We start from the raw sequence: 24,911 nt of genomic DNA, 5'->3' as shown, positions 1-24,911 counted from the left end.
CCTCGTCGCCGCCCCCGTGCCCGTCGGCCGCCGAGGGCCCGACGGTCTCGTCCAGGCTCAGGGTCTCCTCCGTGCCGGTGCGGAAGTCGACCACGCGCAAGGTGGTGCCGTCGCCGTCCATGTGGCCGTGGGTGCCGAACAGGCGGGTGCGGCGGTGCTCCATCGGGGTGAACGCGCTCATGGTGAACGAGCAGGTGCCGCCGTCGTCGAACTCCATCAGCACCTCCTGGTGGTCCACCACGTCGTTGTCGCAGGCGTAGACGCAGCGTCCGTACGGGCCGGTGCGCAGCGCGTCCAGCACGTCCTCCTCCGTACGGCCTGGCGTGACGGCGCCGAGCGGCCAGAACTCGCTGTCGGGGTCGCCGAGGCAGCCCAGGTAGAGGCGCTTGGCCGAGTACGGGCAGGCGGGTTCGAGCGGGCAGTCGAGACACCGGTCGGCGGCGCCCTCCGGCCGGTCCTCGGCGCGGAAGTGCGACAGCGAGCCGAACGACGACACCCGGGCCGGCGGCCGGCCGAACAGGTGCACCAGCCAGTCCACGTCGTGGCAGGCTTTCGCGAGCAGCATGGGCGCCGAGGTGTCCTGGCGCCGCCAGTGCCCGCGCACGAACGAGTGCGCCTGGTGCCACCAGCCCACCGGCTCCAGGTGCTGCACGCTGATGAGCCGCCCGATGCGCCCCTCGTCCAGCAGTCGCTTCACCAGGCCGGTGTAGGGGGTGTAGCGCAGCACGTGGCAGACGGCCAGCATGATGCCGTTGCGCTCGGCCGCCTCGGTGATCATGGCGGCCTCGCGCTCCGTGGTGGCCATCGGCTTCTCCAGGAGAATGTGGTAACCGAGGTCCGCCAGCGTCACGGCAGGGTCGGTGTGCATCCTGTCCTGGGTGGCGATCACCGCCGCGTCGGCCACCCGCCCGGCCGCCGCCAGCTCCTTCCAGCCCGGCAGCGCCAGCTCTGGAACGATCCCGAACTCCGCCGCGAACGCCGCCCTGCGCCCCGGATCCGGCTCGGCCACCGCCACCACGCGCCCGGCGCCCGTGGCGTGTGCGCGGCGCGCGTAGGTCAGCCCTCGCAGGCCGCCGCCGACGACGGCTAGAGTCACCTCAGTCATGGAACCTTCCCCGACTAAATATCATGGAGACCATCATTATTCGGCCTGGGAAAGCTGACAGCAAGGGGGGCGGATGGCCGCGGAGATGAGCGGCGGTGACCTGTCACGGCTCCGGCAGCTCAACGCGCTGGCCGTGATCAAGGCGTTGCAGGGCCAGGACTCGCTCACCCTCACCGAGGTCGCCAAACGCACGGGGCTGTCGCGCGCCTCGACCGAGGACGTCGTGCGCGAGCTGCTGCAGAAGGGCTGGGTGACCGAGGCGGGCGCCACCGCCGGCGGGGTCGGCCGCCCGGCCAGGCGCTACCGGTTCAGGGCCGAGGCGGGCCGGGTGCTCGGCATCGACATCGGCGGTCACAAGATCCGCGCGGTGGTCGCCGACCTCGACGGCACCGTGCTGCAGAGCGCCAGGGTGCCCGTCACTCCGGAGATGGGCCGGCTCGAACGCCTGGAGGCGGTCGACAGGGCCGCGGCCGAGTGCCTGGAGGGAGCGGGGCTGACCGGCGGCGAGATCTGGGCCTCGGGGGTCGGCACGACGGGCCTGGTGGACGGCGCCGGACGGGTGCTGCTGTCGGAGGCGCTGCCCGAGTGGACCGGCGTCGACCTGGCGGCCCACGTGCGCCGCCTGGCCCCCGCCCCCGTGCTGGTGGAGAACGACAGCAAGCTCGCCGCCCTGGCCGAGTGCTGGCGCGGCGTGGCCCGCTACGCCAAGGACATGGTGTTCCTGCTGGCCGGCCTGCGCACCGGCGCCGGGCTGGTGATCGACGGCAAGCTGCACAGGGGCTTCGCCAACGCCTCCGGCGAGATCGGCGCGCTGCCGGTGCTCGGCTGGATCAGGGCCCAGGAGCACCTGAGCGCCGCCAACGGGGGGGCGGGCGGGGAGGCGGGCGACGTCTTCGCGGCGGCACGCAACGGCGACAAGGCGGCGCTGGCCGCGGTCCGCCGCTACGTCAAGGACCTGGCGCTGGGCGCGTCGGCGCTGGTCCTGACCCTGGACCCGCAGATGGTGGTGGTCGGCGGCGGGTTCTCGCGCTCGGCGGACGTGCTGATCGAGCCGCTGAAGCGGGAGCTCGACCGCTGGTGCATCCGCACGCCCGAGGTGCGCATGTCGGCGCTGGGTGACGAGGCGGTGGTGCTCGGCGCCGTACGTCTCGCGCTCGACGACGTCGAGGACCGGGTGCTCGACGGCAGGAGCCCGCTCGTGAGCCATCTGTGACACGGCTTGCTCTTGAAAACAATTTCACTGGACTCCATGATTACTCCCACGTTCTAGGAGAGGACATGGGAGATGTGGAAGTCGGCACGGAGCGGTGCGGCCCTCCTCTGCGCGGCACTGCTCGCCTCCGCGTGTGGCGGCGGTGAGCAGGCCGGCGCGGGCGCGCAGTCGCAGGACAAGGTGACCCTCTCGTACGGCGTCTGGGACGCCACCCAGCAGGAGGTCATGAACGAACTGGCCGCGGAGTTCACCAAGACGCACCCGAACATCGCGGTCGACGTCCAGCTCACCCCCTGGGCCGACTACTGGACGAAGATGAAGGCCGCCGTCAGCGGCGGCGCCGCGCCCGACGTCTTCTGGATGAACGGCCCCAACTTCCAGCTCTACGCCTCCAACGGCGTCATCGCGCCCATCGAGGAGCAGGTCGACACCTCCGTCTACCCCAAGCCCCTGGTGGACCTCTACACCTACGAGGGCAAGCTGTACGGCCTGCCCAAGGACATGGACACCGTGGGCGTCTGGTACAACAAGACGCTCTTCGACGCCGCCAAGGTGAAGTATCCGGCCGACGACTGGACCTGGGACGACTTCAAGCAGGCCGCCGCCAAGCTGAGCGACCCCGCCAAGGGCGTCTACGCGATCGGCGCCCAGCTCACCAGCTTCCAGGAGTACCAGTACCCGACGATCTACCAGGCCGGCGGCCACGTGATCTCACCCGACGGCAAGAAGTCCGGCTACGACGACCCCAAGACGATCGCCGGCCTGAAGTTCTGGACCGACCTCATCGCCGCCAAGCAGTCGCCCGACCTCAAGACCATGACCGACACGGGCCCGCTGCAGCTCTTCGAGGCCGGCAAGCTCGCGATGTACTGGGGCGGGTCGTGGAACGTGGCCGAGTTCGGCAAGAACGAGTACACCAAGGACAAGGTGGACGTCGCCCCGCTGCCCAAGGGCGAGAGGCAGGCCACGATCATCCACGGCGTCGCCAACGTGATGTCGGCCAAGACCGAGCACCCCGAGCAGGCGTGGGAGTTCGTCAAGTTCCTCGGCTCCAAGCAGGCCGCCGACCTCCTCGGCAAGAAGGGCCCGATCCCGGCCTACAACGGCACCCAGGGCGACTGGGTCGCGGCGCACCCCGAGTGGAAGCTCCAGTCGTTCCTCGACGCGGTCTCCTACGCGGTGCCGTACCCCGTCTCCAAGAACACCGCCGCCTGGCAGGAGGCCGAGCTGACCCACCTGACCAAGGCGTGGACCGGCGAGGTGCCGGTCGACCAGGCCGCCACGGAGCTCGCGGCGGCGATGAACGACCTGCTGGCCAAGGAGTGACGTGACCACCACCGCCGAAACCCGGCGGCCCCCGCGGGCGGCACACGCGGCGAAGCGGCGCGGGCCCCGCGCCGAGGCCCTGTGGGGGTACGCGTTCATCGCCCCCACCGGGCTCGGCCTGGCGATCTTCTACCTGTGGCCCGTGCTGCAGACCGCCTACTTCTCCTTCACGGAGTGGGGCGCGTTCGGCGGGCACACGTGGACGGGGCTGGACAACTACACCCGCCTCTTCGCCGACCCCCAGGTGGGTCAGGCGGTGCTCAACACGCTCACGTACACCGTGCTCGGGCTGCTCGGGATCCCGCTCGCGATCGTGTTCGCCGCCCTGCTCAACCGGCCGGGCCTGCGCGGGGTCGCCCTCTACCGCACGGCGTTCTTCCTGCCCGTGGTGACCATGCCGGTCGCGGTCGCGATGCTCTGGCGCTGGCTCTACAACGGCGACTACGGCCTGGTGAACCAGGTGCTGGCGCTGGTGGGCATCGACGGGCCCAACTGGATCGCCGACCCCGCGACCGCCCTCTACGCGCTGGTCGTCGTGGGCGTGTGGAGCAGCGTCGGCTACAACCTGATCATCTTCCTGGCCGGCATGCAGGGCATCCCCAAGGAGCTGTACGAGGCCGCCTCACTCGACGGCGCCGGCCCGGTGCGGCAGTTCTTCAGGATCACCCTGCCGATGCTGTCGCCGACCGCGTTCTTCATCTCCATCGTGTCGGTGATCGGCTCGCTCCAGCTCTTCGACCTGGTCTTCGTCATGACCGGGTCCGGCCAGGCGGCGCGGGCCAACCCGGCGTACTCCCGGCTGCAGACCGTCGTCCAGCTCTTCTACGAGCGGGCCTTCGTCACCAACGACCGCGGCTACGCCGCCGCCATCGTGATCGCGCTGCTGGTGCTCATCGCGGCGCTGACGATCCTGCAGTTCAGGTTCCAGCGGAAGTGGGTGCACTATGTCTGAGCGGCGTCGCCCGCTGGGCCTGCACGCGGTGCTCATCGCCTCCTCGCTGGCGATGGTCGCGCCGTTCGTGTGGCAGGTCATCACCTCGCTCAAGACGCTGAGCAGCGCCACCGCCGTGCCGCCGACGTTCCTGCCCGAGGGCCGCTGGGACAACTACGCCAAGGTGTTCGACCTGCTGCCGTTCGGCGAGCAGTTCCTCAACACCGCCGTCATGGCGGCGGGCCGGGTCGCGGGGCAGGTGCTGTTCTGCTCGATGGCCGCCTACGCCTTCGCCCGGCTGCGCTTCCCCGGCAGGAACGTGCTGTTCGGGGTGTTCCTGTCGGTGCTCATGGTGCCGCCGCAGCTTTTCGTCATCCCGCAGTACCAGATCATGTCCTCGCTGGGCTGGCTGAACAGCCTCCAGGCGATCATCGTGCCCGGGCTGTTCAGCGCGTTCGGGGTGTTCCTGCTGCGGCAGTTCTTCCTCGCGCTGCCGCGTGAGATCGAGGAGGCGGCGCGGCTCGACGGCGCGGGGCCCGTCCGCATCTACTGGTCGGTCATGCTTCCGCTGGCCCGGCCCGGGCTCGTGGCGCTGGGCATCCTCACTCTGCTGTGGGCGTGGAACGACCTGTTCTGGCCGCTCGTCGTCAACACCGACCCCGAGAAGATGACGCTCTCGGCCGGGCTCGCCTCGCTCCAGGGGCAATACCAGACCGACTACCCCGTCCTCATGGCCGGCTCGCTGCTCGCCTCGGTGCCGGTGATCGCGGTGTTCGTCTTCCTGCAACGCCAGTTCATCCAGGGCATCGCGCACACGGGCAGCAAGGGCTGATCATCCGCCCGCCAGGATCCCCCGGCGGGCGGATGCCTCCGCAAGGTCAGCGAAGGACGATCGTGGTGAGGGCGCGCGGCGCGAGCGTCACCGCGTTCCCCTGCACGCTCACCGGGGTCATGGAGCGGGCCTCGTCCGTGACGTACGCGGCCGCCCGGCCCCGCACGCCCTTCCACGCGATCGGCGCGGTGCCCGTGTTGAGCGCGACGATCACCCGCGAGCCGTCGCGGTTGCGGAACGCTGAAACTTTCAGCGCCGGATCGGCCGCCCCCGCCTCCAGCCGGACCGCGCCGGGCCGGATGAACCGGCTGTAACCGGCCAGCGCCCACAGCCGCTTCGACACGTGGTACTCGCCGGCCGCGTCGTCGAGCTGCAGCAGCGCCCTGGTCGCGCCGCGCGAGCCGCCCAGCCAGTAGACGTACGCGCTGACGCCGCCCAGCGTGAGCGCGTCGTGCACGGCCTGGGCGATCGTGATGCCGTCATAGCCGCTGCCGTCGTCCCACGCCTCGTTCCAGGTGTCGCCGTTGGGGTTCCACTCCGACATCCACGTCTTCCTGGACGTCGGCAGCGGGCCGTCCACAGGACTGGCGTAGGTGTGGCCGGTGTGCGTCTTCACCCAGCGCCGCGCCTCGGGGTCGGCCTCGATGGCCGCCGTGTACGCCTTCGCCTCCCGCCAGCCGAACGAGTCGCAGCAGACCACGTTCGTGCCGCGGGCGATCGGCCCCAGCACCTTGACGAACGCGGCGGCCTGCTCGGGGGTGAAGCGCATGGACGCGTACGAGGCCGTGTAGTCGGGCTCGTTCGTGAAGCCCAGGTCGGTGATCCTGATGCCCTCCTTGGCGTAGAACTTCGTGTAGGCCGCCAGGTACTTCGCGTACGCGCGCTGCCACTCGGGCAGCAGCGTGCCGCCGTTCTTGTCGTCGCCGTTGTCCTTCATGTAGCCGGGGGCGCTCCAGGCGTCGGCGAAGAACCGCTCGACGCCGTACCGCTTGGCCTCCTTGGCCACCCAGACCTGGCTGTTGTCGTCGCCGTCCCACACGTAGCGGGGCTCGGCCTCCGGGCCGCCCGGGTCCTCGGGCTGGATCGAGACCATGTGGTCGTACGGGCTGCCGGCGGGGGAGGAGCCGATGCCGAGCCGCAAGATGCTGAGGCCCGCGCCCTTGCTCCGGTGGAACCACAGGTCGAGCACCTCGCGCTGCTGGGCCGGCGAGAGGGCCTTGAGCAGCTCGTTGCGGCGGAACGCCTGGGAGATGCCGAAGCCGTCGATCTCCTGGTGCCGGACGCGTTCGTTCAGGGTGATCGCCGGTTGCGGGGCCGGGTGGCCAGAGTGGACAGCGGGGTGGACGGCGGGGTGGACGGCGGGGTGGACGGCGGGGAGGCCGAGCAGGCTGATCGCGATGATCCCTCGTAACATGGCGCCTCCGAAAATTTCGGAATTGTGACGATACATTTCCTCGATCGCCGAGAAACGTAAGCGTTCATGGCGGGCTCGTCAACCATGCGTCAACCCGTGCGCAAAGCACGGCGGCCCCCGGGGTCGCGCCGGGGGGCCGCCCTGGCGCTCATCCACCAACCGGAATTCGCCCGTGGAACGGTTTCTGGTAAGACGAAAAGACCGGTGATCAGATCTGGCGCGCTTTCCACACGGTCAGGCCGTACTTTTTCGCGACCGGCCGCCACGTCCGCACGAATCGGGTCTTCGCCTCGTGAGCCGCCTTCGACCAGTCCAGGCCGCGCCGGTAATCGCGGTGGTCCCTGCCCACCCCCGGGCAGCCGTCCGCCGCCAGCTTCCTGGCCCAGCTCAGGAACGCCAGGTCGGCCTGGTACGAGGCGTCCAGCGCGGTCACCAGGGCGTCCCGCAGCTGCGCCCCGTCCGGCAGCGCCGACACCGTCAGTCTCCTGGCGGCGGTGAGCTGCCTGCGGCGGGCGTTCGTGATGTCCCTGATCGTGTCCAGGCCGGCGCGCTCGCACAGGACGGCTTCGTCGATGGCCCCGGTGAGGTCGGAGCGGGAGGAGTTGCTCCTGGACAGCAGCCTGTCCAGCTCCCGGGCCTGCCGCCTGGCCTCCTTGCCCGACCCGGCCCCTGCCTGCTCCTCTGCCTGCTCCTCTGCCTGCTCTTCAACAGGTTCTTCGGCCTGCTCGTCGGTCTCGTCGTCCGTCTGGGCGCCGGCGTCCGCGGCGGCGTCGCCGGTCGCCGAGGCGGGGTCGGCGTCGTCGGCAGGGGTGCTCTCCCAGAGGGGCGGGGCGACGTCGGCCTGGCTCGTGCCGGCGGGGCCGCCGGAGCCCGCCGCCGCGCCGCCCGCGTCGGTGCGGCCCACGACGAGCCACCCGGTCAGGGCGAGGACGAGCAGGGCCGCCACCACGCCGACCAGCACGGGCGCGCGCCGCCACGCCGGTGTCTCGGCGGGTGACCGCTCGGGCTCCCAGTCCAGGTACGGCGCGGGCGCCGGCCGGTCATCGGGCGTCACCTGCGGGGCCCGGCAGCGGGGGCATGGGGAGAGGGAGCCTGCGCGCGCTCCGCAACGCCCGCACAGGCGGCCCGACCCTGATCCGTACGCCACAGCACCCTCCCGGCAGTATCACGAGAAAACGGGACAAAAAGGGTGTGCTTGATTTGTCGGTGGTTCCGGCATTTCGTACTACGGACGAGAGACTATTTGATGACAACCTCCTTTCGCAGCATTCGCCGCCGACAAGATCTGCCGTCTTCGAGAAAGGCCGGCACCGCACCGTCCGCCATTTTCGACAGCGATTTCCGTTATCGCGTGAAGTGGAGGGTGCCGGCGCGCCAGGAGCTGTGCGTTGGCGGAACGGTCCATGGGCGGCCTGTCGAGGAATCCGCCCGCGCCGTCGGCGGCAGGATGGTCGCCCGCGTAACTCGCATATGGGGCACGCCGCTAGCGGTAGACGGCGACGGCGGCCTCCGCGACCAGGGTGTCCACGATCTCCACCAGCTCGCCCACGGGCGACGCGGCGGAGGCGGCGATCTCGCGCAGCCTGGCGACCAGCCGGGCGGCCGGCTGGTCGAGGTAGAGCTCGCTCTCCAGGCGGAGCACCGCGACCAGTCCGCACAGCCCGGCGCAGCGCGCGTCGGGCGGCTTCCAGCCCTCGACCGCCGAGCGCGCCCCGGAGGACGCGCGGACGACGGAGGCGATGTCGGCCAGCTCGTACCGGGTGTACGGCAGCATGCCGAGCCGCCGCCCGGTCACCCGCACGAGCACCCCGGAGCCCAGCAGCTCCTCCCTGGTGCGGTCGTAGATCCCGCCGGCCGCGGCCCCCTTGATGAGCGCGACGGGGCCGGGGTTGAGCAGCGGCTTGACCGGCCCGGTGAGCAGCCGGTCGAGCAGCGCGGCGCCGGCCAGCCCGAGCGCGAGCGAAGCCGGATGGACGTACGGTTTGCCGGTCTTGTCGTGGGCGATGAGATACAGGTCCTGGTGCAGCGGCAGCCGGTCCATGCAAGCCTCCTCAGCGGCGGTCGGATCCGGCGGGCACGCCGCGCAGCGTGGGGCGGCGGCCGAGCGCGTACAGGGTGATGAGCGCCAGCGCGCCGAGCCCGAGCCAGACCAGGCCGAGGAGCTGGGCCAGGAGGTTCGCGTTGATCACCACGAAGACCAGGATGCCCGCGCCGATCAGCGGCGAGATCAGGTGGGCCCAGATCCGGTCGGAGCCGGAGCGCAGCGCGTGGTGCACGATGACCGACACGTGCAGGACGATGAACGCGACCATCGCGCCCATGTTGATCAGGCTGCTGAGCAGGGCGACCCCGTCGGCGCGGGTGGCCGCCCAGATGCCGACGCCGATCGACAGCAGGCAGCTCAGCAGGATCGCGTTGGACGGCACCGAGTGCCGTACCGACACCTTGGCGAGGAACGAAGGGAGCTGCCGGTCGCGGGCCATCGCGTACAGCAGCCGCGACACCGACACCTGGGCGACCATGGTGTTGACCAGGCCCCAGGAGAGCGCGGTGGCGGCGGTGGTGACGTGCCTGAGCCACTCGCCGCCCGCGACGGCGGCGGCGTCGTAGAAGGCGGTGTCGCTGGGCTGGTCGAGCAGCCCAGCCGGGTCGGGCACGAGCAGCGCGGCCACCCAGACCTGCGTGATGAACAGCACGCCCGCCAGCAGCAGCGCGACCCGCATGGCCCGGCCGACCTGGGCGGAGCCGCCGGTCGACTCCTCCACCAGCATGGAGATGCCGTCGAAGCCGAGGAAGGACAGCACGGCCACCGACACCGCGGCGAACATCACCGGCCAGGCGAAGGTCTCGGCGTTGAACAGCGGCGTGAGGCTGAAGCCGCGGCCCGCGCCCCGCAGCAGCGCCCAGACGCCGACGAGCAGGAACAGGGCGAGCACGGCCAGCTCGATCGCGATGAGCACGCGGGTGAGCCGGACCGTCATCCTGATGCCGCGCAGGTTGATCGCCGTGTTGACGGCGACGAAGCCGATCAGCCAGGCCCAGACGGGGACGCCGGGCACGCTGTCGTTCATGGCGATCGAGGCCACCAGGTAGAGCAGGCAGGGCAGCAGGATGTAGTCGAGCAGGATCATCCAGCCGGTCATGAACCCGACGGGGGGAGCGATGCCGCGCCCGGCGTAGTTGTAGACCGAGCCGGACAGCGGGAACGCCTTCACCATCTGCGCGTACGAGGCGGCGGTGAACAGCAGCGCGATCATCCCGACGAGGTACGCCAGGACCGGCATACCACCGGATTCCGAATAAACACTCCCGAAAATCGCGAAAGGTGCGATCGGTACCATGTATGCCAAACCGTAGAAAATGAGGTCGGCGAGGCCGACCGTACGGTGCAACTCCTGGCGGTAGCCGAACTGCTCGATGTTCTGTTGTGCGCGCACGACAGGCGTCTCCAGTCGTCCTGCGAGGGGCTGGGGTCCGACTGGTGATCCTTTCGCAGCGTGGGTGCGCGTCGCAAGAGTGCGTGGAGTGAATCACGTTAATAGTGAAATGTCACGCCTGTAGCACATTACTTGCGCGTAACCCCGACAAATGCGGCCTTAATGGCTCATGTGGCGACTTCGGGGCGGAGCCTGGCCGTACCCGAGGACGCCCATCATCCCCTGCTCCTGATGGTAGAGATTGTGGCAGTGGAACATCCACTCGCCCGGGTTGTCGCACTCCACGTCCACGCTCAGCCGCTCGCGCGGCTTGATGTTCACCGTGTCCTTGCGCACCCCGCGCCGCTCGCCCACCCGCAGCTGGAAGGTGTGGCCGTGCAGGTGCATCGGATGCCACATGGGCGACTGGTTGTCCATGACGATCCTGATCGTCTCGCCCTTCTCCACCCGCACCCGCAGCGGGTCGGCGGCCAGCCGGTCGTTGAGCGTCCACTCGTTGCCCGACGGCCGCATGCCGAGCGTCACCGTGACGGTCCTGCTCGGGAGGGGTAGCGCGTCGGCCCTGCGCGGCCGCAGGTCGGCGTAGGCGAGCAGGCGCCGCTCCAGCTCCGGCACCTTGACCTCGCGCGGCGGCCGGCGCGCGCCCGGCGTCGTCCTGACGATCGCGAACGCCCGCGCCTGCTTCCCCTCGGCCAGCGCGACCAGCGGGAACGCGCCCGCGCCCAGCCGGGTGACGAAGTCGTAGCGCTCGCCCATGCCGATGAGGAACGTGTCCACGGTGGCGGGCGCGCACGGGAACCCGTCGGTGTGGGTGATCGTCATGCGGTGGCCGCCGAGCGCCACCCGGTACGCCGTGTCGGCCGCCGCGTTGATCACCCGGAACCGCACCGTCCGCCCAGGCCGGCTGGTGAACACCTCGGGCGCCTCCGCCATCCGGCCGTTGACCAGGTGGTACGGATGGCGCACCTCGCCGGTGACCCCGCCGAGCAGGTCGCTGCGCAGCGTGTCGTCGTGCTCGGTGCTGGCGTTGAGCCGCCTCAGCGCGTCGTCGGGCGTGCCGTCGATCCCGTCCAGCCAGTCGTCGAGCAGGACCACGAACTCCTCGTCGTAGCCGAGCGGCTCGCGCGGGTCGGCCACCACGAGCGGGCCGTACAGGCCGCGGTCGTTCTGCATGCCGACGTGCGAGTGGTAGAAGTACGTGCCGGGGTCGGGCACCCGGAACACGTAGTCGAAGGTGCGGCCCGGCTTGGTGGGCGCCTGGGTGTAGCCGGGGGCGCCGTCCATCCTCGGGTCGATCCTGATGCCGTGCCAGTGCACGGTGGTCTCGGCGGGCAGGTCGTTGACGAGCCTGGCGCGTATCATGCCGCCCGCCGTCGCGCGGATGATCGGCCCCGGCACCGTGCCGCCGTACGTCCAGGTCGCGACCTTGCGCCCGCCCAGCGAGACGGTCGCGGGCCGCGCCCGCAGCACCGTGCCTCGCACCGGCCGCCTCCGGTCGGCCGTGGCGGCTCCGGTCAGTGCGCCCGTCGCGACGGCGAACGTGCCGGTGAACAGCAGCCGGCGGGAAAGACCCCCGCCCGTACCCCATGCCGAACCATTCACTACAGATCCCCCCATCCACCTGGCAAGGTAACGGAGAGTGATCGCGAAAGCCCGCACGCCACGCTGACCGGGAGTCCCTGGCCGCGTGCCCCCTTGTCGGAGCGGCACGCCCGACCTAATGTGTTAATCGATTCACATCGGTCGAGCGCCGTACGGCGACCATCACCCCACCTCCGACCTGCTTGCCCAGATCCGCCGCCACTAAATACCCCATAAACCCGTAGGGAATGCTAGGTTATTCGACTAACATGAGACCCACAGCGCGACAAGTGGCCGAGCTGGCGAACGTGTCAGTGGCAACCGTCTCCTACGTGCTCAGTGGCCGCGACCGACCCGTGGCCGCCGAGACCAGGCAGCGGGTGCTCGACGCCGCCAGGCAGCTCGGCTACACCCCCGACCAGGCCGCGAGGAGCCTGCGCAGGCGCCGCACCCAGCGCGTCTGCCTGGTGCTGAGCACGTTCGGCGGCGTCCCGACCGACGAACGGCTGGCCACCGACCTGCACGAGATGGCCGACGCGCGCGGCTACTCCGTGGTCACGCTCGCCGTCTACTCCGAGGCGAGGGCGAAGGCCGCGATCGAGATGCTGCGCGGCGGCATCGCCGACGGCGCCCTGATCAACGTGGTCGGCGACCACCTCGCCCACGACCTGCTCGCCGGGCTGGCCGCCACCGGGCTGCCGATGGTGGTGCTGAGCAACGAGAGCGGGCTCGAAGGCTGCGACGTCGTCCGCACCCCGGAGACCGAGGCCAGCGCGGAGGCCGTCGAGCACCTGCTGGCCACCGGCCGGCGGCGCATCGCGTTCATGGGGCAGCGGCACGAGCTCTACCGCGACCGGCCGGCCGGGCGGCTGCTCGGCTACCTCACCGCCCTCGACCGGCACGGCGACACCGCCCCCGTCGTCACCGGGGGCGCCGACGACCGCGTGGCGGCGTACCAGACGGCGACCGAGCTGCTCGGCTCGCCCGACCGGCCCGACGCGATCTTCGCCGCCGCCGACCGGGCGGCGATCAGCGCCATCGCAGCCGCCAGGGACCTCGGGCTGAGCGTGCCGGGCGACGTCGCGATCGTCGGGGTCGGCAACATCGACGAGGGTCTCATCACCAATCCGCAGCTCAGCACCGTCGGCCCGCTGCGCCACGACTACACCGACGTCGTACGCCTGCTCTTCGACCGCCTCCAGGCCGATGAGCCGCCGCCCGCCCGCGAGATCGTCCGGTCGTGGACCTTCGTGCGGCGGGGCTCGTCCTAGAAGGGAAACCCCGATGCCCGCCCACCCCTCACGCCGTGACCTGATCCGGCTGCTCGGCGTGGCCGCCACCGCCGCAGCAGGCGTGCCGGCCCTGTCGTCGTGCGCGGGAGCGCCGGCCCCGCAGAGCGCCGCCCCCGGCACCTTCACCGTCTATTGGAACGCCGGCCACGACTACCAGGCCTACCGCAAGGTGATCGCCGCGTTCGAGCAGGCCCACAAGGTCACCGTCAACCTGCAGAAGTACCAGTGGCCGGACCTGCGCACCAGGCTGCTCGCCGACTTCGCCTCCGGCACCGTGCCCGACCTGGTGGAGGAGCCCGGCGGGTGGGTGCAGGAGTTCGCGCTGTCCGGCAACGCCCGCTCGCTGCAGGACTTCGTCGACCGCGACGGCGCCGCCATGGGCTTCCCCGCCGACTGGCAGCCGGTGACCGTCGAGCGCAACTCCTACCAGGGCAAGGTGTACGGCGTGCAGCTGCACCTGACCTGCAACACCCTGCTCTACGACAAGGGCATGCTCAGCGACGCCGGCGTCGAGGTGCCCACCACCTGGGAGGAGTTCCTCGCCGCCGCGAAGAAGCTGACCAAGGACGGCGTGTACGGCGTCGCGCTCAACCAGGACTACACCTACATGTGGCCCTGGATGACGCAGGCCGGCGTCACCCCGTACGACCCGGAGACCGGCAAGGTCATGACCCCGCTCGCCGACGCGATCGAGGCCCTGCAGTTCCAGGCCGACCTCATCCACAAGCACAAGGTCGCGCCCGTGCCCGTCGCGAGCACCGACTACTCCGGCCCGCAGAAGCTGTTCTCCGCCGGACGCGCCGCGATGATCCTCACCGGCCCCTGGGACCTCGACCCGATCAGGAAGACCAGCCCCGACATCGACCTCGGCGTCGCGCCGCCGCTGGAGCACAAGGTGCGGGCCACGCAGGCGGCCGGGGTCAGCATGTTCGTGCCGGCCAAGGCGAGCAGGCCCGAGCTGTCGTGGGACTTCATCAAGCGCATCACCGCCCTGGAGGTCGAGCAGGCCGCCACCAAGGAGACCGGCATGCTCATGCCCCGCGTGTCCTGGGCGAAGCTGCCCGAGGTGCAGGCCGACCCGGCGACCAAGGTGTTCGCCGACGCGCTGCCGCAGGCGAAGGACTCCTCCCAGGCGGTGCGGCTGACCGGGCGGTTCGGCAAGTGGGAGGAGCAGCTGAAGGTCATGTACCAGCAGGTGCTCATCCAGAACCGGCCCGCCGCCGACGTGCTGACGGAGTTCGCGAGGACGGCGGAGGGCTACCTGAAGTGAGGCCGCGCACGCTCTCCGGCCGCTACGCGAGGACCGCCTACCTCTTCCTGCTGCCGGCCATCCTGTTCTTCGCGGCGCTGTTCTACCTGCCCATCGGCAACGTGGTCGCCACCGGCTTCCGCACCGGGCCGATGGCCGACCAGTGGGCCGGGCTCGGCAACTACAGCCAGGCCCTGGCCGACCCCGCCGTGCGCCACTCGTTCCTCGTCACGGTGGTCTTCGCGGTGCTGGTCGTGGCCGGCTCGATCGTGCTCGGACTGGCCCTGGCGCTGGCCATCGACCAGCCGCTCAAGGGCCGGGTGGCCTTCCGGGTGCTGCTGCTGGTGCCGTACCTGACCTCGGTGGCGATCGTCGGGCTGCTGTGGCGCAACATCCTCGACCCCGACCTGGGCGTGCTCAACCGGGTGCTGCTCGCGCTCGGACTGCCCGGACAGCAGTGGCTCAACACCGCGCCGCTGCTCACCATCGCCGCCGTCACGCTGTGGCAGAGCGTCGGCTACACGATGGTGCTGTTCCTCGCCGGGCTGCAGGGCATCCCCGAGACCTACCACGAGGCCGCCAAGATCGACGGGGCGGACGCCTGGCGCCGGTTCTGGCGCATCACGCTGCCGCTGCTGGCCCCGACCACGCTGTTCGTCTCGGTCATGGCGGTGATCTCGGGGCTGCAGGCGTTCGGGCAGGCGTACATCATCACCGGCGGCGGGCCGGGCGACGCCACCGACCTGTCGGTCTTCCACATCTTCAACGTGGCCTTCCGCACCAGGGACTTCGGCTACTCCTCGGCACAGTCCGTGCTGCTGCTCCTTGTCATCGTCGCCTTCACCGTGATCCAGCTGAGGGCCGGGCGGCGGGGGGAGGTGACGTACTGATGAGCCGCAAGGTCCTGCTCTACACCGTGCTCACGCTGGCGAGCCTGGTGACGGTGCTGCCGCTGCTCTACATGGTCTCGCTGTCGCTGCAGACCGAGGCGGAGACGCTGGCGGCGAGCGCGGTGCTCTGGCCTGAGACGCCGCAGTGGGGCAACTACGCCGTGCTGTTCGCCCGCGCGCCGTTCGGCGACTTCATCGTCAACAGCCTCGTCGTGGCCGGCGCGATCACGCTGTCGCACCTGCTGTTCGACCCGCTCGTCGGGTACGTGTTCGCCAAGTTCCGCTTCCCGCTGCGCAACACGCTGTTCGTGGCGCTGCTGGCCACGCTCATGGTGCCGTTCTTCGTGCGGATGATCCCGCTGTACGTGCTCATGGCCAACCTCGGGTGGCTGAACACGTACCAAGGGCTCATCACCCCGTTCCTCATGGACGCGTTCGGGATCTTCCTGATGAGACAATTCATCCAGCCCATCCCGGACGACCTGATCAGCGCGGCCCGCATCGACGGGGCCTCCGAGCTGCGCATCTACCGCAGCGTCATCCTGCCGCAGACCAGGCCCGCGCTGGCCGTGCTCGCCCTGTTCACGTTCGTCTTCCAGTGGAACGAGTTCCTCTGGCCGCTGGTCGCCACCAGCACACCCGAGATGCGCACCATCCCGGTCGGGCTCACCCTGTTCAACCAGGAGTACTTCACGCTGTGGCACCTCACGGCGGCCGGCTCGGTGATCCTCTTCGTGCCCACCGCCGTCCTGTTCGTCCTCACCCAGAGATATTTCGTGCGGGGCATCGCCCTTACCGGCCTTCGATAGGAGTCTCCCTTTTGCGCCCGAACGTGATCGTCGTCTTCACCGACCAGCAGCGGTGGGACACCGTCGGCCCGCTCACCCCCAACCTCGACCGCATGGCCAGGCTCGGCACGCAGGCCACGGTCGCGCTCACGCCGCAGCCGGTGTGCGCGCCGGCCCGCGCGGCGCTGCAGACGGGCCGCTACGCGACCACGACGGGCGTGCACCGCAACGGCCGCGTCCTGCCGCGCGAGGAACGCACGCTCGCGCACCACTTCGGCGCGGCCGGCTACGCCACCGGCTACATCGGCAAGTGGCACCTGGCCGGCTCAGAGCCGGTGCCCGAGCACGAGCGCGGCGGCTACCAGAGCTGGCTGGCCGCCAACGCGCTCGAGCACACCTCCGACGCCTACCGCACGATCGTCTACGACGAGGCGAACGAGCCCGTCATGCTGCCCGGCTACCGCTCCGACGCGCTCGTGGACGCGGCCGTGCGGTTCGTGGCCGACCACGCCGCCGAGCCGTTCTACCTGTTCCTGTCGTTCCTGGAGCCGCACCACCAGAACGAGGTGGACAACTATCCCGCGCCCGACGGCTACGAGGAGCGCTGTCAGGGCATCTGGATGCCGCCCGACCTCGCCGCGCTCGGCGGCACCGCGCACCAGCACATGGGCGGCTATCTCGGCCAGGTCAAGCGCCTCGACGAAGGGCTCGGGCGGCTGCTCGACGCGCTGCGCAGCATGGACCTGCTGGACGACACGATCGTGGCGTACACCTCCGACCACGGCAACCACTTCAAGACCCGCAACGGCGAGTACAAGCGGTCCTGCCACGACGCCTCGCTGCGGGTGCCGCTGGCGCTGCGCGGGCCCGGCTTCGACGGGGGCGGCGCCATCGCGCGGCCCGTCAGCACGCTCGACCTGCCGCCCACCCTGCTGGAGGCGGCCGGGCTGCCGGTGCCCGGCGCGATGCAGGGGCGCTCGTTCCTGCCGCTGCTGCGCGACCCCCGTGCCGACTGGCCCGACGAGGTGTTCTTCCAGGTGAGCGAGTCCGAGGTGGGGCGCGGGATCAGGACGTCGCGGTGGAAGTACTACGCCGTCGCCGAAGGCGCCGACCCCTGGGACGACCCCGCCGCTCCCCGCTACCGCGAGCAGGCGCTGTACGACGTGGTCAACGACCCGTACGAGCTGGTCAACCTGGCCGGCCACCCCTCGCACGAGGCGGTCGCGGCGGAGCTGCGCGAGCGGCTGGTGCGGCGGATCGTGGCGGCCGGGGAGGCCGAGCCGGTGATAGAGCCCGCCGAGCCGGTCCCCGGCCGCACCCAGGCCATGCCCGACCCCGCAGTCCGCTCAAAGGCCCTGAAACCCACCCGCTTCGGCCACCAACCCCGCCCTTGAGGTCGGCCTCTCCACCCTCCTTCTGTGAAGGGTGGAGAGGCGCCTGGGTGGTCAGCTTGCTGCGTCGGCGGGCTTGTGGGGGTGCTTTTCCGCGGTGCGGGCCGCGCTCGCCGGGGCGGGCGGTGTGGTGCCTATCGTGCCGATGTCGAACGCGTACGTGCCCGCCAGCGTGGCGATGGCGTCGGAGTTCACGTCCAGGGCCCTGTCGTTGATGTTCCTGATCGTGTCGCAGACGCTGTGGTAGCACGGGTCGAGCGGGAGGCCGGCGGTGCCGCCGAAGATGGCCGCCTCCTCCTCGGTCTTGAGCTCCTCGGCGCCGGTGAACAGGCCGCCCGACGCGATGCCGACCGCGATGAACGGCCCGTAGTCGGAGCGCCCGGTGAACGCCGTGGCCGTGAACGGCAGCCGCCGCCCGGCGAAGAACCTCTCGAAGTCCTCCTCGATCCTGTCCGACCCGGGAGGCCCGGCGGTGCCGAACGCGTCGCCGTCACCGTCGTAGATCCCGAACGTGTAGTTCGGCGAGGCGATCATGTCGAAGTTCAGGTACAGCTTGATCTTGGCCCGCTCCTCCTCGCTCAGCGAGGCCACGTAGTGCTCGGAGCCGAGCAGCCCGAACTCCTCGGCGCCCCAGAAGGCGAAGCGCAGCTGGTTCTTGGGCTTGAGCTTGGCCGCCTGCAGCGCCACCTCCAGGACGCCCGCGCTGCCCGAGCCGTTGTCGTTGATGCCCGGCCCCTCCTGCACGCCGTCGAGGTGGGCGCCGAGCATGACGACCTTGTCCGGGTCGCCCTTCCTGCTCTGCGCGATCACGTTGTAGGTGGTCCTGGTCTCGACGATCGGGTCCCAGTTCATGGTGACCGTGGTGCCGGCCGCGGCCAGCTCCTCGCCGACCGAGAAGCGGGTGAAGAACGAGGGGATCGTCACGCCGGGCCCGCCGAGCACCGGGTTGAGGTCCACCTCCGTACGCCCCTCCTGGCCCTCGTTGAAGACGATGGCCCCGATCGCCCCGGCGGCCATCGCGTTGTCCACCTTCACCCGGAAGTTGCAGGTGCCGCGCTGCATGAGCGCGATGTTGCCGGCGGTGAACCCGGCGAAGTCCTCCGGCTCGCAGCCCGAGGTCGAGCTGTTCTCCGGCCCTGGCGGCAGCGTCACGTCCACGGGCTGGACGGTGCCGGTGACCGACCCGGCGGGCGAGTCGCCCATCGCCACGTAGTCGCTGAAGAACCCGTACTGGTACGTCTTGGGCGTCCCACCGGCGGTCTTCAGCATCGGCGGAGTGACGTAGCCGTCGAAGACGAACTCGAAGGGCTGGATCGTCACCTGGTAGCCGGCCCTGCGCAACTTGCCCGCCACGTAGTCGCGGGAGGCGTCGAAGCCGCGCGTACCGGAGACGCGGGTGCCGTTGTTGGCGTCGGCGATGGCCTGGAACGCCTTGAGGTGCTTCTTGACGTTCTTGCCCGAGACGGCCTTGACGAGCTTCTCGACTTCCTTCTTGTGCGGGTCCTTGGGCCCGTGCCCGCCGCCGTGCCCGCCACCGTGCCCGCCCCCGTGCCCGTGCCCGCCATGGGCGGCGGCGGTTCCGGTGAAGGCGAGGGGTGACAAGGCCACGGCCACGGCGGTGATGGCGCCGAGCATGCCTTTACGTAAGCGGTAAGACATGGTGCTCCTCGTACGTGGAGGGGTGAACCGGGTCATTTTGCGCACGTGTTCCGAAACGTATTCATCGGGCGGGTGATAGGGAAGATTTGTCCGCGTATCCGTTGCATCACGGACGTGGAACGTCGCATCCGAGACGAGGAACTGTCATGTCCATATCGCTCCCATCCACCGGCTCCATCACCGTCGGCGGCAAGACCGTGCACCGCCTGGGCTTCGGCGCCATGAGCCTGACCGGTCCAGGAGTCTGGGGACCGCCGTCCGACAGGGACGCCGCCGTCAAGGTTTTGCGCCGTGTCGTCGAGCTGGGGGTGAACCTCATCGACACGGCCGACTCCTACGGCCCGTACGTCAGCGAGGAGATCATCCGTGAGGCGCTGCACCCGTACCCCGAGGACCTGCTGATCGCCACCAAGGCCGGTTTCGTGCGCACCGGGCCCGGCCAGTGGCACGCCGTGGGCCGCCCCGAGTACCTCCGCCAGGAGGTCGAGATGAGCCTGCGCCGGCTCGGCCAGGACCGGCTCGACCTGCTCCAGCTGCACCGCATCGACCCGAAGGTGCCGCTGGAGGACCAGATCGGCGAGCTGAAGGCGCTCCAGGACGAAGGCAAGATCGCCGCCATCGGCCTGTCGGAGGTGAGCGTCGAGGAGCTGGAGCAGGCGCGGCGCATCGCCGACATCGTCTCCGTCCAGAACCGCTACAACCTCACCAACCGCTTCTCCGAGTCCGTGCTCGACCACTGCACCGAGCAGGGCATCGTGTTCATCCCCTACAGCCCCATCGCCAAGGGCGCGCTGGCCGCGCCCGGCGGGCCGGTCGAGCACGTCGCCAAGCTGCTCGGCGCGACGCCCGCGCAGGTCAGCCTGGCCTGGCTGCTGGCCCGCTCGCCGGTGGTCGCGCCGATCCCCGGCACGTCGTCGATCGCCCACCTAGAGGAGAACCTGGGCGCCTCCACGGTGACGCTGACGGCCGAGCAGGTCGCCGAGCTGAGCTGAGACGCGAGGGAGCCGGCCCTCCACACCCGCGTGGAGAGCCGGCTCGCCGCCGGTCAGCCCAGGCCGTTCTTCATGGCCGTGAGCAGCTCGGCGTTGGTCGTGTCGCCGCTGAGCTCCCAGAAGAACGCGCCGCCGAGGCCCTGGTCCTTCGAGTAGTTCATCTTGCCGCCGATGGTGGCCGGCGTGTCGTAGCTCCACCACTGGTTGCCGCAGTACGCGTACGCCGTGCCCGCGACCGTGCCGGTGGCCGGGCAGCGGGTCTTGAGCACCTTGTAGTCCTCGATGCCCTGCTCGTACGTGCCCGGCGCGGGTCCGGTGGCGGTGCCGCCCGGCGCCGACTGCGTGACCCCGGCCCAGCCGCGCCCGTAGAAGCCGATGCCGAGCAGCAGCTTGCCGGCCGGCACGCCCTTGCTCTTCAGCTTCTGGATGGCCGCGTCGGAGTGGAAGCCCGCCGTCGGGATGCCCGGGTAGGAGGTGAGCGGCGAGTGCGGGGCCGTCGGGCCCTGCGCCGCGAAGGCGCCGAAGTAGTCGTAGGTCATGACGTTGTACCAGTCGAGGTACTGCGCGGCTCCGGCGTAGTCGGCTGCGTCGATCTTGCCGCCGTTGGTGCCGTCGGCCGTGATCGCGGCGGTGACCAGGTAGTTCTGGCCGAAGCGGTCGCGCAGCGCCTGCATGAGGTTCCTGAACGCGGCCGGGCCGCTGCTGTCGCAGGTCAGGCCGCAGGCGTTCGGGTACTCCCAGTCGATGTCGATGCCGTCGAAGACGTCGGCCCAGCGCGGGTCCTCGACCAGGCGGTAGCAGGACTCGGCGAAGGCGGCCGGGTTCTGCGCGGCCTGCGCGAAGCCGCCGGACCAGGTCCAGCCGCCGAAGGAGAACAGCACCTTGATGTGCGGGTGCTTCTTCTTCAGCTTGCGCAGCTGGTTGAAGCTGCCGCGCAGCGCGCCCGGGTCCCAGGTGTCGGCGACGCCGTCCACGCTCTCGCCGGCCTGGTAGAAGCGGTCGTAGTCGGCGTAGCTGTCGCCGATCGCGCACTGGCCGTTCGTCACGTTGCCGAAGGCGTAGTTGATGTGCGTCAGCTTGGCCGCCGAGCCGCTGGTGTCGATGTTCTTGACGTGGTAGTTGCGGGTGTAGACGCCCCACTGCACGAAGTAGCCGAGGACCTTCTTGCCCCCGCCTCCGCCGCCGCCCGTGGTCGTCGCCGTGACGCTGTTGCTGTTTCCTGAGCGGTTGCCTGCGGCGTCGCGGGCGCGGACGGTGTAGCTGTAGGAGGTGTTCGCGTTCAGTCCGGTGTCGGTGTACGTCGTGCCGGTCACGGTGGCGACGAGGGTGGCGCCGCGGTGGACCTCGTACCCGGTGACGGCGACGTTGTCGGTCGAGGCGTTCCATGCCAGCGCGACGGAGCTGCCGGTGACGCCGGTCGAGCGCAGGTTGCCCGGCACGCTCGGCGCGCTCGTGTCACCGCCTCCGCCGCCCGAGGTGGTGGCCGTGACGCTGTTGCTGGTGCCGGAGCGGTTTCCTGCGGCGTCGCGGGCGCGGACGGTGTAGCCGTAGGAGGTGCTCGCGCTGAGGCCGGTGTCGGTGTGGCTGGTGCCGGTGACGGTCGCGACGAGGGCGCCGCCGCGGTAGATCTCGTAGCCGGTGACGGCGACGTTGTCGGTGGAGGCGTTCCAGGCGAGGGTGACGCTCGTGTTCGTCACGCCGGTCGAGCGCAGGTTGCCGGGGACGCTCGGCGCGCTGGTGTCTCCACCGCCGCCCGAGACGACCTTCCACAGGGCGGGCACGTTCGGCGGCTCCCAGCCGGGCTGGGAGGTGTGGCTCTGGACGCACTCGTACTGCACGCCGTTGTACGTCACGCGCGTGCCGGCCGTGTACGCCGTCCACGCCGCCCAGTCGGCCTGCAGAGCCTGTAAGGAGGACTGCGCGGCGGCGGCGGTGGCCGTGCCGGGCGCGGCGACGAGCGCGGTCAGCGGCAGCGCCAGGGCCGCCAGACCGGCGAGGACCTTGCTCTGGGTGGGGTTCTTCATCATGCTCCGACATCCGGTCGAGGGTGAATGGGGGGTGGGATGCCTGGTGTAACTATTAGGAAAGTTTCCTTTTAGTTATGCGCCGACAGTAACCCCAACCCGAGCAGGCAGTCAAGACGTCCGGTCCAGATCGTGAAATCGCGCAACAGGCCCGTGCAGCGCTTGGGGAACGGGCGGGCGCAATCGCCGCGCGTGCTCCCCGCTGACCGGCAGGCGTGAGTCCGGGCGCGGCTGGGGAGGCTGTCCGATGGCAGCGAACCCGTCGTTCCCCCGGAGGAGGGTCGGATGGCCGTACTACTGCTGGGCACGCTCGACACCAAGGGCGCGGAGTACGCCCACGTCCGCGACCTCGTCACGGCCGCGGGACAGGAGGCCGTCCTGCTCGACGCAGGCGTCATGGGCGGTGGGACGCTCGCGCCCGACATCCCGGCGGCCGAGGTGGCCGAGGCGGGCGGGGCGAGCCTGGAGGAGCTCAGGAGCGCCGGCGACCGTGGCGCGGCCCTGAGCGCGATGGCCGCCGGAGCCGCGCGCGTCGCCCGCGAGCTGTACGAGCGTGGCGGGCTGAGCGGCGTGCTGGCGCTGGGCGGCAGCGGCGGCTCCTCGATCGCGGCGGCCGCCATGGCGGCACTGCCCGTGGGCCTGCCCAAGCTGCTCGTCTCGACCATGGCGTCCGGCGACGTGTCGGCGTACGTGGGGCAGAGCGACGTGACGCTCATGTACAGCGTCGTCGACGTGGCCGGGATCAACTCGATCTCCCGGCAGATCCTCGGCAACGCCGCCGCCGCGATCGCCGCCATGGCCGCCGCGTACGACGCCCGCCTCACCGACGCGGGCCCGTCCGGCGAGGACCGGCCGCTGGTGGCGGCCACGATGTTCGGCGTCACCACGCCCGCCGTGGACGCCGCCCGCGCCCGCCTCGAGGAGCTGGGCTACGAGGTCATCGTCTTCCACGCCACCGGCTCGGGCGGCCGGGCCATGGAGGCGCTCACCGCGAGCGGCTACTTCGCCGGCGTCCTCGACCTCACCACCACCGAACTCGCGGACGACCTGGTCGGCGGCGTGCTGTCGGCCGGCCCCGACCGGCTGACCGCCGCGGGGGCCGCGGGCGTGCCGCAGGTCGTCAGCCTGGGCGCGCTCGACATGGTCAACTTCGGGCCGATGGACACCGTGCCCGCCCGCTTCCGCGAGCGCAACCTGCTCGTGCACAACCCGAGCGTGACGCTCATGCGCACCACCCCCGAGGAGAACGCCGAGCTGGGCCGGCGCATCGGCGTCAAGATCGCCGCCGCCACCGGGCCCGTCGTGCTGTTCGTGCCGCGCGGCGGCGTCTCGGCCGTGGACGTGCCGGGCGGCCCGTTCCACGACCCGGCCGCCGACGCCGCCTGCTTCGACGCCGTGCTGGCCGCCGTGGCGGGCACCGGCGTACAGGTGGTGGACAGCGCCGACGACATCAACCGGCCGGCGTTCGCGGTGGCCGCCGCGGACCGGCTGCACGAGCTCATCCAGAAGGGAACGGCATGAAGCGTGACGAGGCGCTCGGCAGGTTGCGGGCCGAGCGGAAGGCGGGGCGGCTGATCATCGGAGCCGGCGCGGGCACCGGCCTGTCGGCCAAGGCGGCCGAGGCCGGCGGCGTCGATCTGATCATCATCTACAACTCGGGCCGGTTCAGGATGGCCGGGCGCGGCTCGCTGGCGGGGCTGCTGCCGTACGGGGACGCCAACGCGATCGTGGTCGAGATGGCCGGCGAGGTGCTGCCGGTCGTCAAGGACACCCCCGTGCTGGCCGGGGTGTGCGGCACCGACCCGTTCCGTCTCATGCCGCAGTTCCTCGACCAGTTGAGCGCGATGGGCTTCACCGGCGTCCAGAACTTCCCCACCGTCGGCCTCATCGACGGCGTCTTCCGGGCGAACCTGGAGGAGACCGGCATGGGATTCGACCTGGAGATCGAGATGATCCGGCTGGCCGCCGAGCGCGGCCTGCTCACCGCCCCCTACGTCTTCACCGCCCAGCAGGCCACCGCCATGGCGGAGGCGGGCGCCGACATCCTGGTGCCGCACATGGGCCTGACCACCAAGGGCAGCATCGGCGCCAAGACCGCGCTCAGCCTGGAGGAGTCGGCCGTACGCGTGCAGGAGATGCACGACGCCGCCGTGGCGGTCAACCCCGACGTCATCGTGCTGTGCCACGGCGGCCCGATCGCCGAGCCGGACGACGTCCGCTTCATCCAGGAACGCACCACCGGCGTGGCCGGCTTCTTCGGCGCCTCCTCGATGGAACGCCTGCCCGCCGAGCGCGCCATCGCCGACCAGCTCAGGGCCTTCAAGGCCCTCTGACGACCGAGGGAGTCCCTCCATGCACCGCAGGCCAGAAGACGTCCCGACCATGCTCTTCGACTGGGGCTCGATCAAGTGGCACGTCACCCCGGCCACCGTGCCGGGCGCGTCGTCCACGTTCGGCGAGGTCGTGATCAACCCCGACCGGGGGCACGACCGCCACCTGCACCCCGCCTCCGACGAGGTGCTCTACATCATCGAGGGGGAGGGGCGGCAGACGGTCGGCGACGAGCCCGAGTTCGCGGTGACGGCGGGCGACGCCGTCTACATCCCCATGGGGACGCTGCACTCGACGTTCAACACCGGGTGGCGGCCGCTGCGGATCATCGCGACGTACACGCCTGGCGGGGAGGAGGAGGCGCTGCGCGAGCTGCCCGGCTTCGTCGAGCTGCCGCCCGGCGAGCATCCCAATTGGGCGGTCAAGCTGGGGTGACCCGCACGCCCTGCTCCAAGC

General features: G+C 70.6%; 21 protein-coding genes. 13 read left to right on the top strand and 8 right to left on the bottom strand.

Annotated features, from left to right (window positions below):
- Nucleotides 1–1,105 (bottom strand): Gfo/Idh/MocA family oxidoreductase (locus ABZW11_RS28560; RefSeq protein ID WP_355423327.1); only part of this gene is annotated, 1,105 nt, incomplete at its 3' end.
- A 73-nt stretch (nt 1,106–1,178) separates the two neighbouring features.
- Between ABZW11_RS28560 and ABZW11_RS28555 the strand changes: the two genes are divergently transcribed.
- From ABZW11_RS28555 to ABZW11_RS28540, 4 genes are all read left to right on the top strand, one after another.
- Nucleotides 1,179–2,318, top strand: a complete 1,140-nt coding sequence (locus ABZW11_RS28555; RefSeq protein ID WP_355423324.1) for an ROK family protein — start codon at nt 1,179–1,181, stop codon at nt 2,316–2,318.
- A 72-nt stretch (nt 2,319–2,390) separates the two neighbouring features.
- Complete coding sequence (locus tag ABZW11_RS28550; protein ID WP_355423321.1) at nt 2,391–3,644, top strand: sugar ABC transporter substrate-binding protein; 1,254 nt, start codon at nt 2,391–2,393, stop codon at nt 3,642–3,644.
- Between the two features lies 1 nt (nt 3,645).
- Nucleotides 3,646–4,596 carry a sugar ABC transporter permease gene (locus ABZW11_RS28545; protein WP_355423318.1) on the top strand — a complete coding sequence of 317 codons (951 nt, stop codon included), beginning with the start codon at nt 3,646–3,648 and terminating at the stop codon, nt 4,594–4,596.
- Nucleotides 4,589–5,407, top strand: a complete 819-nt coding sequence (locus tag ABZW11_RS28540) for a carbohydrate ABC transporter permease (protein ID WP_355423316.1) — start codon at nt 4,589–4,591, stop codon at nt 5,405–5,407. Before ABZW11_RS28545 ends, ABZW11_RS28540 begins: the two co-directional genes overlap by 8 nt.
- Before the next feature lie 46 nt (nt 5,408–5,453).
- On the opposite strand, the gene ABZW11_RS28535 is transcribed toward ABZW11_RS28540, so the two are convergent.
- From ABZW11_RS28535 to ABZW11_RS28515, 5 genes are all read right to left on the bottom strand, one after another.
- The gene (locus tag ABZW11_RS28535; protein WP_355423312.1) at nt 5,454–6,821 is read right to left on the bottom strand and encodes a glycoside hydrolase; all 1,368 of its coding nucleotides are present in this window, start codon (nt 6,819–6,821) and stop codon (nt 5,454–5,456) included.
- A 208-nt stretch (nt 6,822–7,029) separates the two neighbouring features.
- Complete coding sequence (locus ABZW11_RS28530; RefSeq protein ID WP_355423309.1) at nt 7,030–7,875, bottom strand: hypothetical protein; 846 nt, start codon at nt 7,873–7,875, stop codon at nt 7,030–7,032.
- A 429-nt stretch (nt 7,876–8,304) separates the two neighbouring features.
- Nucleotides 8,305–8,862, bottom strand: a complete 558-nt coding sequence (locus tag ABZW11_RS28525) for a GPP34 family phosphoprotein (RefSeq protein ID WP_355423306.1) — start codon at nt 8,860–8,862, stop codon at nt 8,305–8,307.
- A gap of 10 nt (nt 8,863–8,872) precedes the next feature.
- Nucleotides 8,873–10,258, bottom strand: a complete 1,386-nt coding sequence (locus ABZW11_RS28520) for an APC family permease (RefSeq protein ID WP_355423303.1) — start codon at nt 10,256–10,258, stop codon at nt 8,873–8,875.
- A 159-nt stretch (nt 10,259–10,417) separates the two neighbouring features.
- Nucleotides 10,418–11,860 carry a multicopper oxidase family protein gene (locus tag ABZW11_RS28515; RefSeq protein ID WP_355423300.1) on the bottom strand — a complete coding sequence of 481 codons (1,443 nt, stop codon included), beginning with the start codon at nt 11,858–11,860 and terminating at the stop codon, nt 10,418–10,420.
- 227 nt (nt 11,861–12,087) lie between these two features.
- On the opposite strand from ABZW11_RS28515, the gene ABZW11_RS28510 reads away from it, so the two are divergent.
- From ABZW11_RS28510 to ABZW11_RS28490, 5 genes are read left to right on the top strand one after another with little or no spacing between them, the layout of a single operon-like run.
- Nucleotides 12,088–13,110, top strand: coding sequence for a LacI family DNA-binding transcriptional regulator (locus ABZW11_RS28510; RefSeq protein ID WP_355423297.1), 1,023 nt, complete (start codon nt 12,088–12,090; stop codon nt 13,108–13,110).
- 13 nt (nt 13,111–13,123) lie between these two features.
- A complete protein-coding gene (locus ABZW11_RS28505) occupies nt 13,124–14,401 on the top strand; it encodes a sugar ABC transporter substrate-binding protein (protein ID WP_355423295.1) in 1,278 nt (425 codons plus the stop codon).
- Complete coding sequence (locus tag ABZW11_RS28500; protein WP_355423292.1) at nt 14,398–15,270, top strand: sugar ABC transporter permease; 873 nt, start codon at nt 14,398–14,400, stop codon at nt 15,268–15,270. The genes ABZW11_RS28505 and ABZW11_RS28500 overlap by 4 nt, the downstream gene beginning before the upstream one ends.
- A complete protein-coding gene (locus ABZW11_RS28495) occupies nt 15,270–16,079 on the top strand; it encodes a carbohydrate ABC transporter permease (RefSeq protein WP_355423289.1) in 810 nt (269 codons plus the stop codon). The genes ABZW11_RS28500 and ABZW11_RS28495 overlap by 1 nt, the downstream gene beginning before the upstream one ends.
- Nucleotides 16,080–16,090: 11 nt before the next feature.
- Nucleotides 16,091–17,452, top strand: coding sequence for a sulfatase-like hydrolase/transferase (locus ABZW11_RS28490; protein WP_355423286.1), 1,362 nt, complete (start codon nt 16,091–16,093; stop codon nt 17,450–17,452).
- Nucleotides 17,453–17,503: 51 nt separating this feature from the next.
- On the opposite strand, the gene ABZW11_RS28485 is transcribed toward ABZW11_RS28490, so the two are convergent.
- Nucleotides 17,504–19,108 (bottom strand): M28 family metallopeptidase, encoded by a 1,605-nt coding sequence (locus ABZW11_RS28485; RefSeq protein WP_355423284.1) that lies wholly within the window; start codon nt 19,106–19,108, stop codon nt 17,504–17,506.
- A 146-nt stretch (nt 19,109–19,254) separates the two neighbouring features.
- Here ABZW11_RS28485 and ABZW11_RS28480 point away from each other — a divergent pair, with 146 nt between their 5' ends.
- Nucleotides 19,255–20,100, top strand: coding sequence for an aldo/keto reductase (locus tag ABZW11_RS28480; RefSeq protein ID WP_355423281.1), 846 nt, complete (start codon nt 19,255–19,257; stop codon nt 20,098–20,100).
- Between the two features lie 53 nt (nt 20,101–20,153).
- Here ABZW11_RS28480 and ABZW11_RS28475 read toward each other — a convergent pair whose 3' ends face one another.
- A complete protein-coding gene (locus tag ABZW11_RS28475; RefSeq protein WP_355423278.1) occupies nt 20,154–22,127 on the bottom strand; it encodes a glycosyl hydrolase family 18 protein in 1,974 nt (657 codons plus the stop codon).
- Nucleotides 22,128–22,409: 282 nt separating this feature from the next.
- On the opposite strand from ABZW11_RS28475, the gene ABZW11_RS28470 reads away from it, so the two are divergent.
- Genes ABZW11_RS28470 through ABZW11_RS28460 form a run of 3 tightly spaced genes read left to right on the top strand, consistent with a single transcriptional unit; the run spans nt 22,410 to nt 24,890 of the window.
- The gene (locus tag ABZW11_RS28470; protein ID WP_355423275.1) at nt 22,410–23,645 is read left to right on the top strand and encodes a Tm-1-like ATP-binding domain-containing protein; all 1,236 of its coding nucleotides are present in this window, start codon (nt 22,410–22,412) and stop codon (nt 23,643–23,645) included.
- On the top strand, nt 23,642–24,457 hold the full coding sequence (locus tag ABZW11_RS28465; RefSeq protein ID WP_355423272.1) for a phosphoenolpyruvate hydrolase family protein: 816 nt from the start codon (nt 23,642–23,644) through the stop codon (nt 24,455–24,457). Before ABZW11_RS28470 ends, ABZW11_RS28465 begins: the two co-directional genes overlap by 4 nt.
- Before the next feature lie 19 nt (nt 24,458–24,476).
- Nucleotides 24,477–24,890, top strand: a complete 414-nt coding sequence (locus tag ABZW11_RS28460; RefSeq protein ID WP_355423269.1) for a cupin domain-containing protein — start codon at nt 24,477–24,479, stop codon at nt 24,888–24,890.
- Nucleotides 24,891–24,911: the final 21 nt, after the last annotated feature.

The organism is Nonomuraea sp. NPDC004580, from assembly GCF_040609855.1.
In the GTDB taxonomy this organism is placed as follows: Bacteria; Actinomycetota; Actinomycetes; order Streptosporangiales; family Streptosporangiaceae; genus Nonomuraea; species Nonomuraea salmonea.
This window is presented reverse-complemented; position numbering and strand designations above follow the sequence as displayed.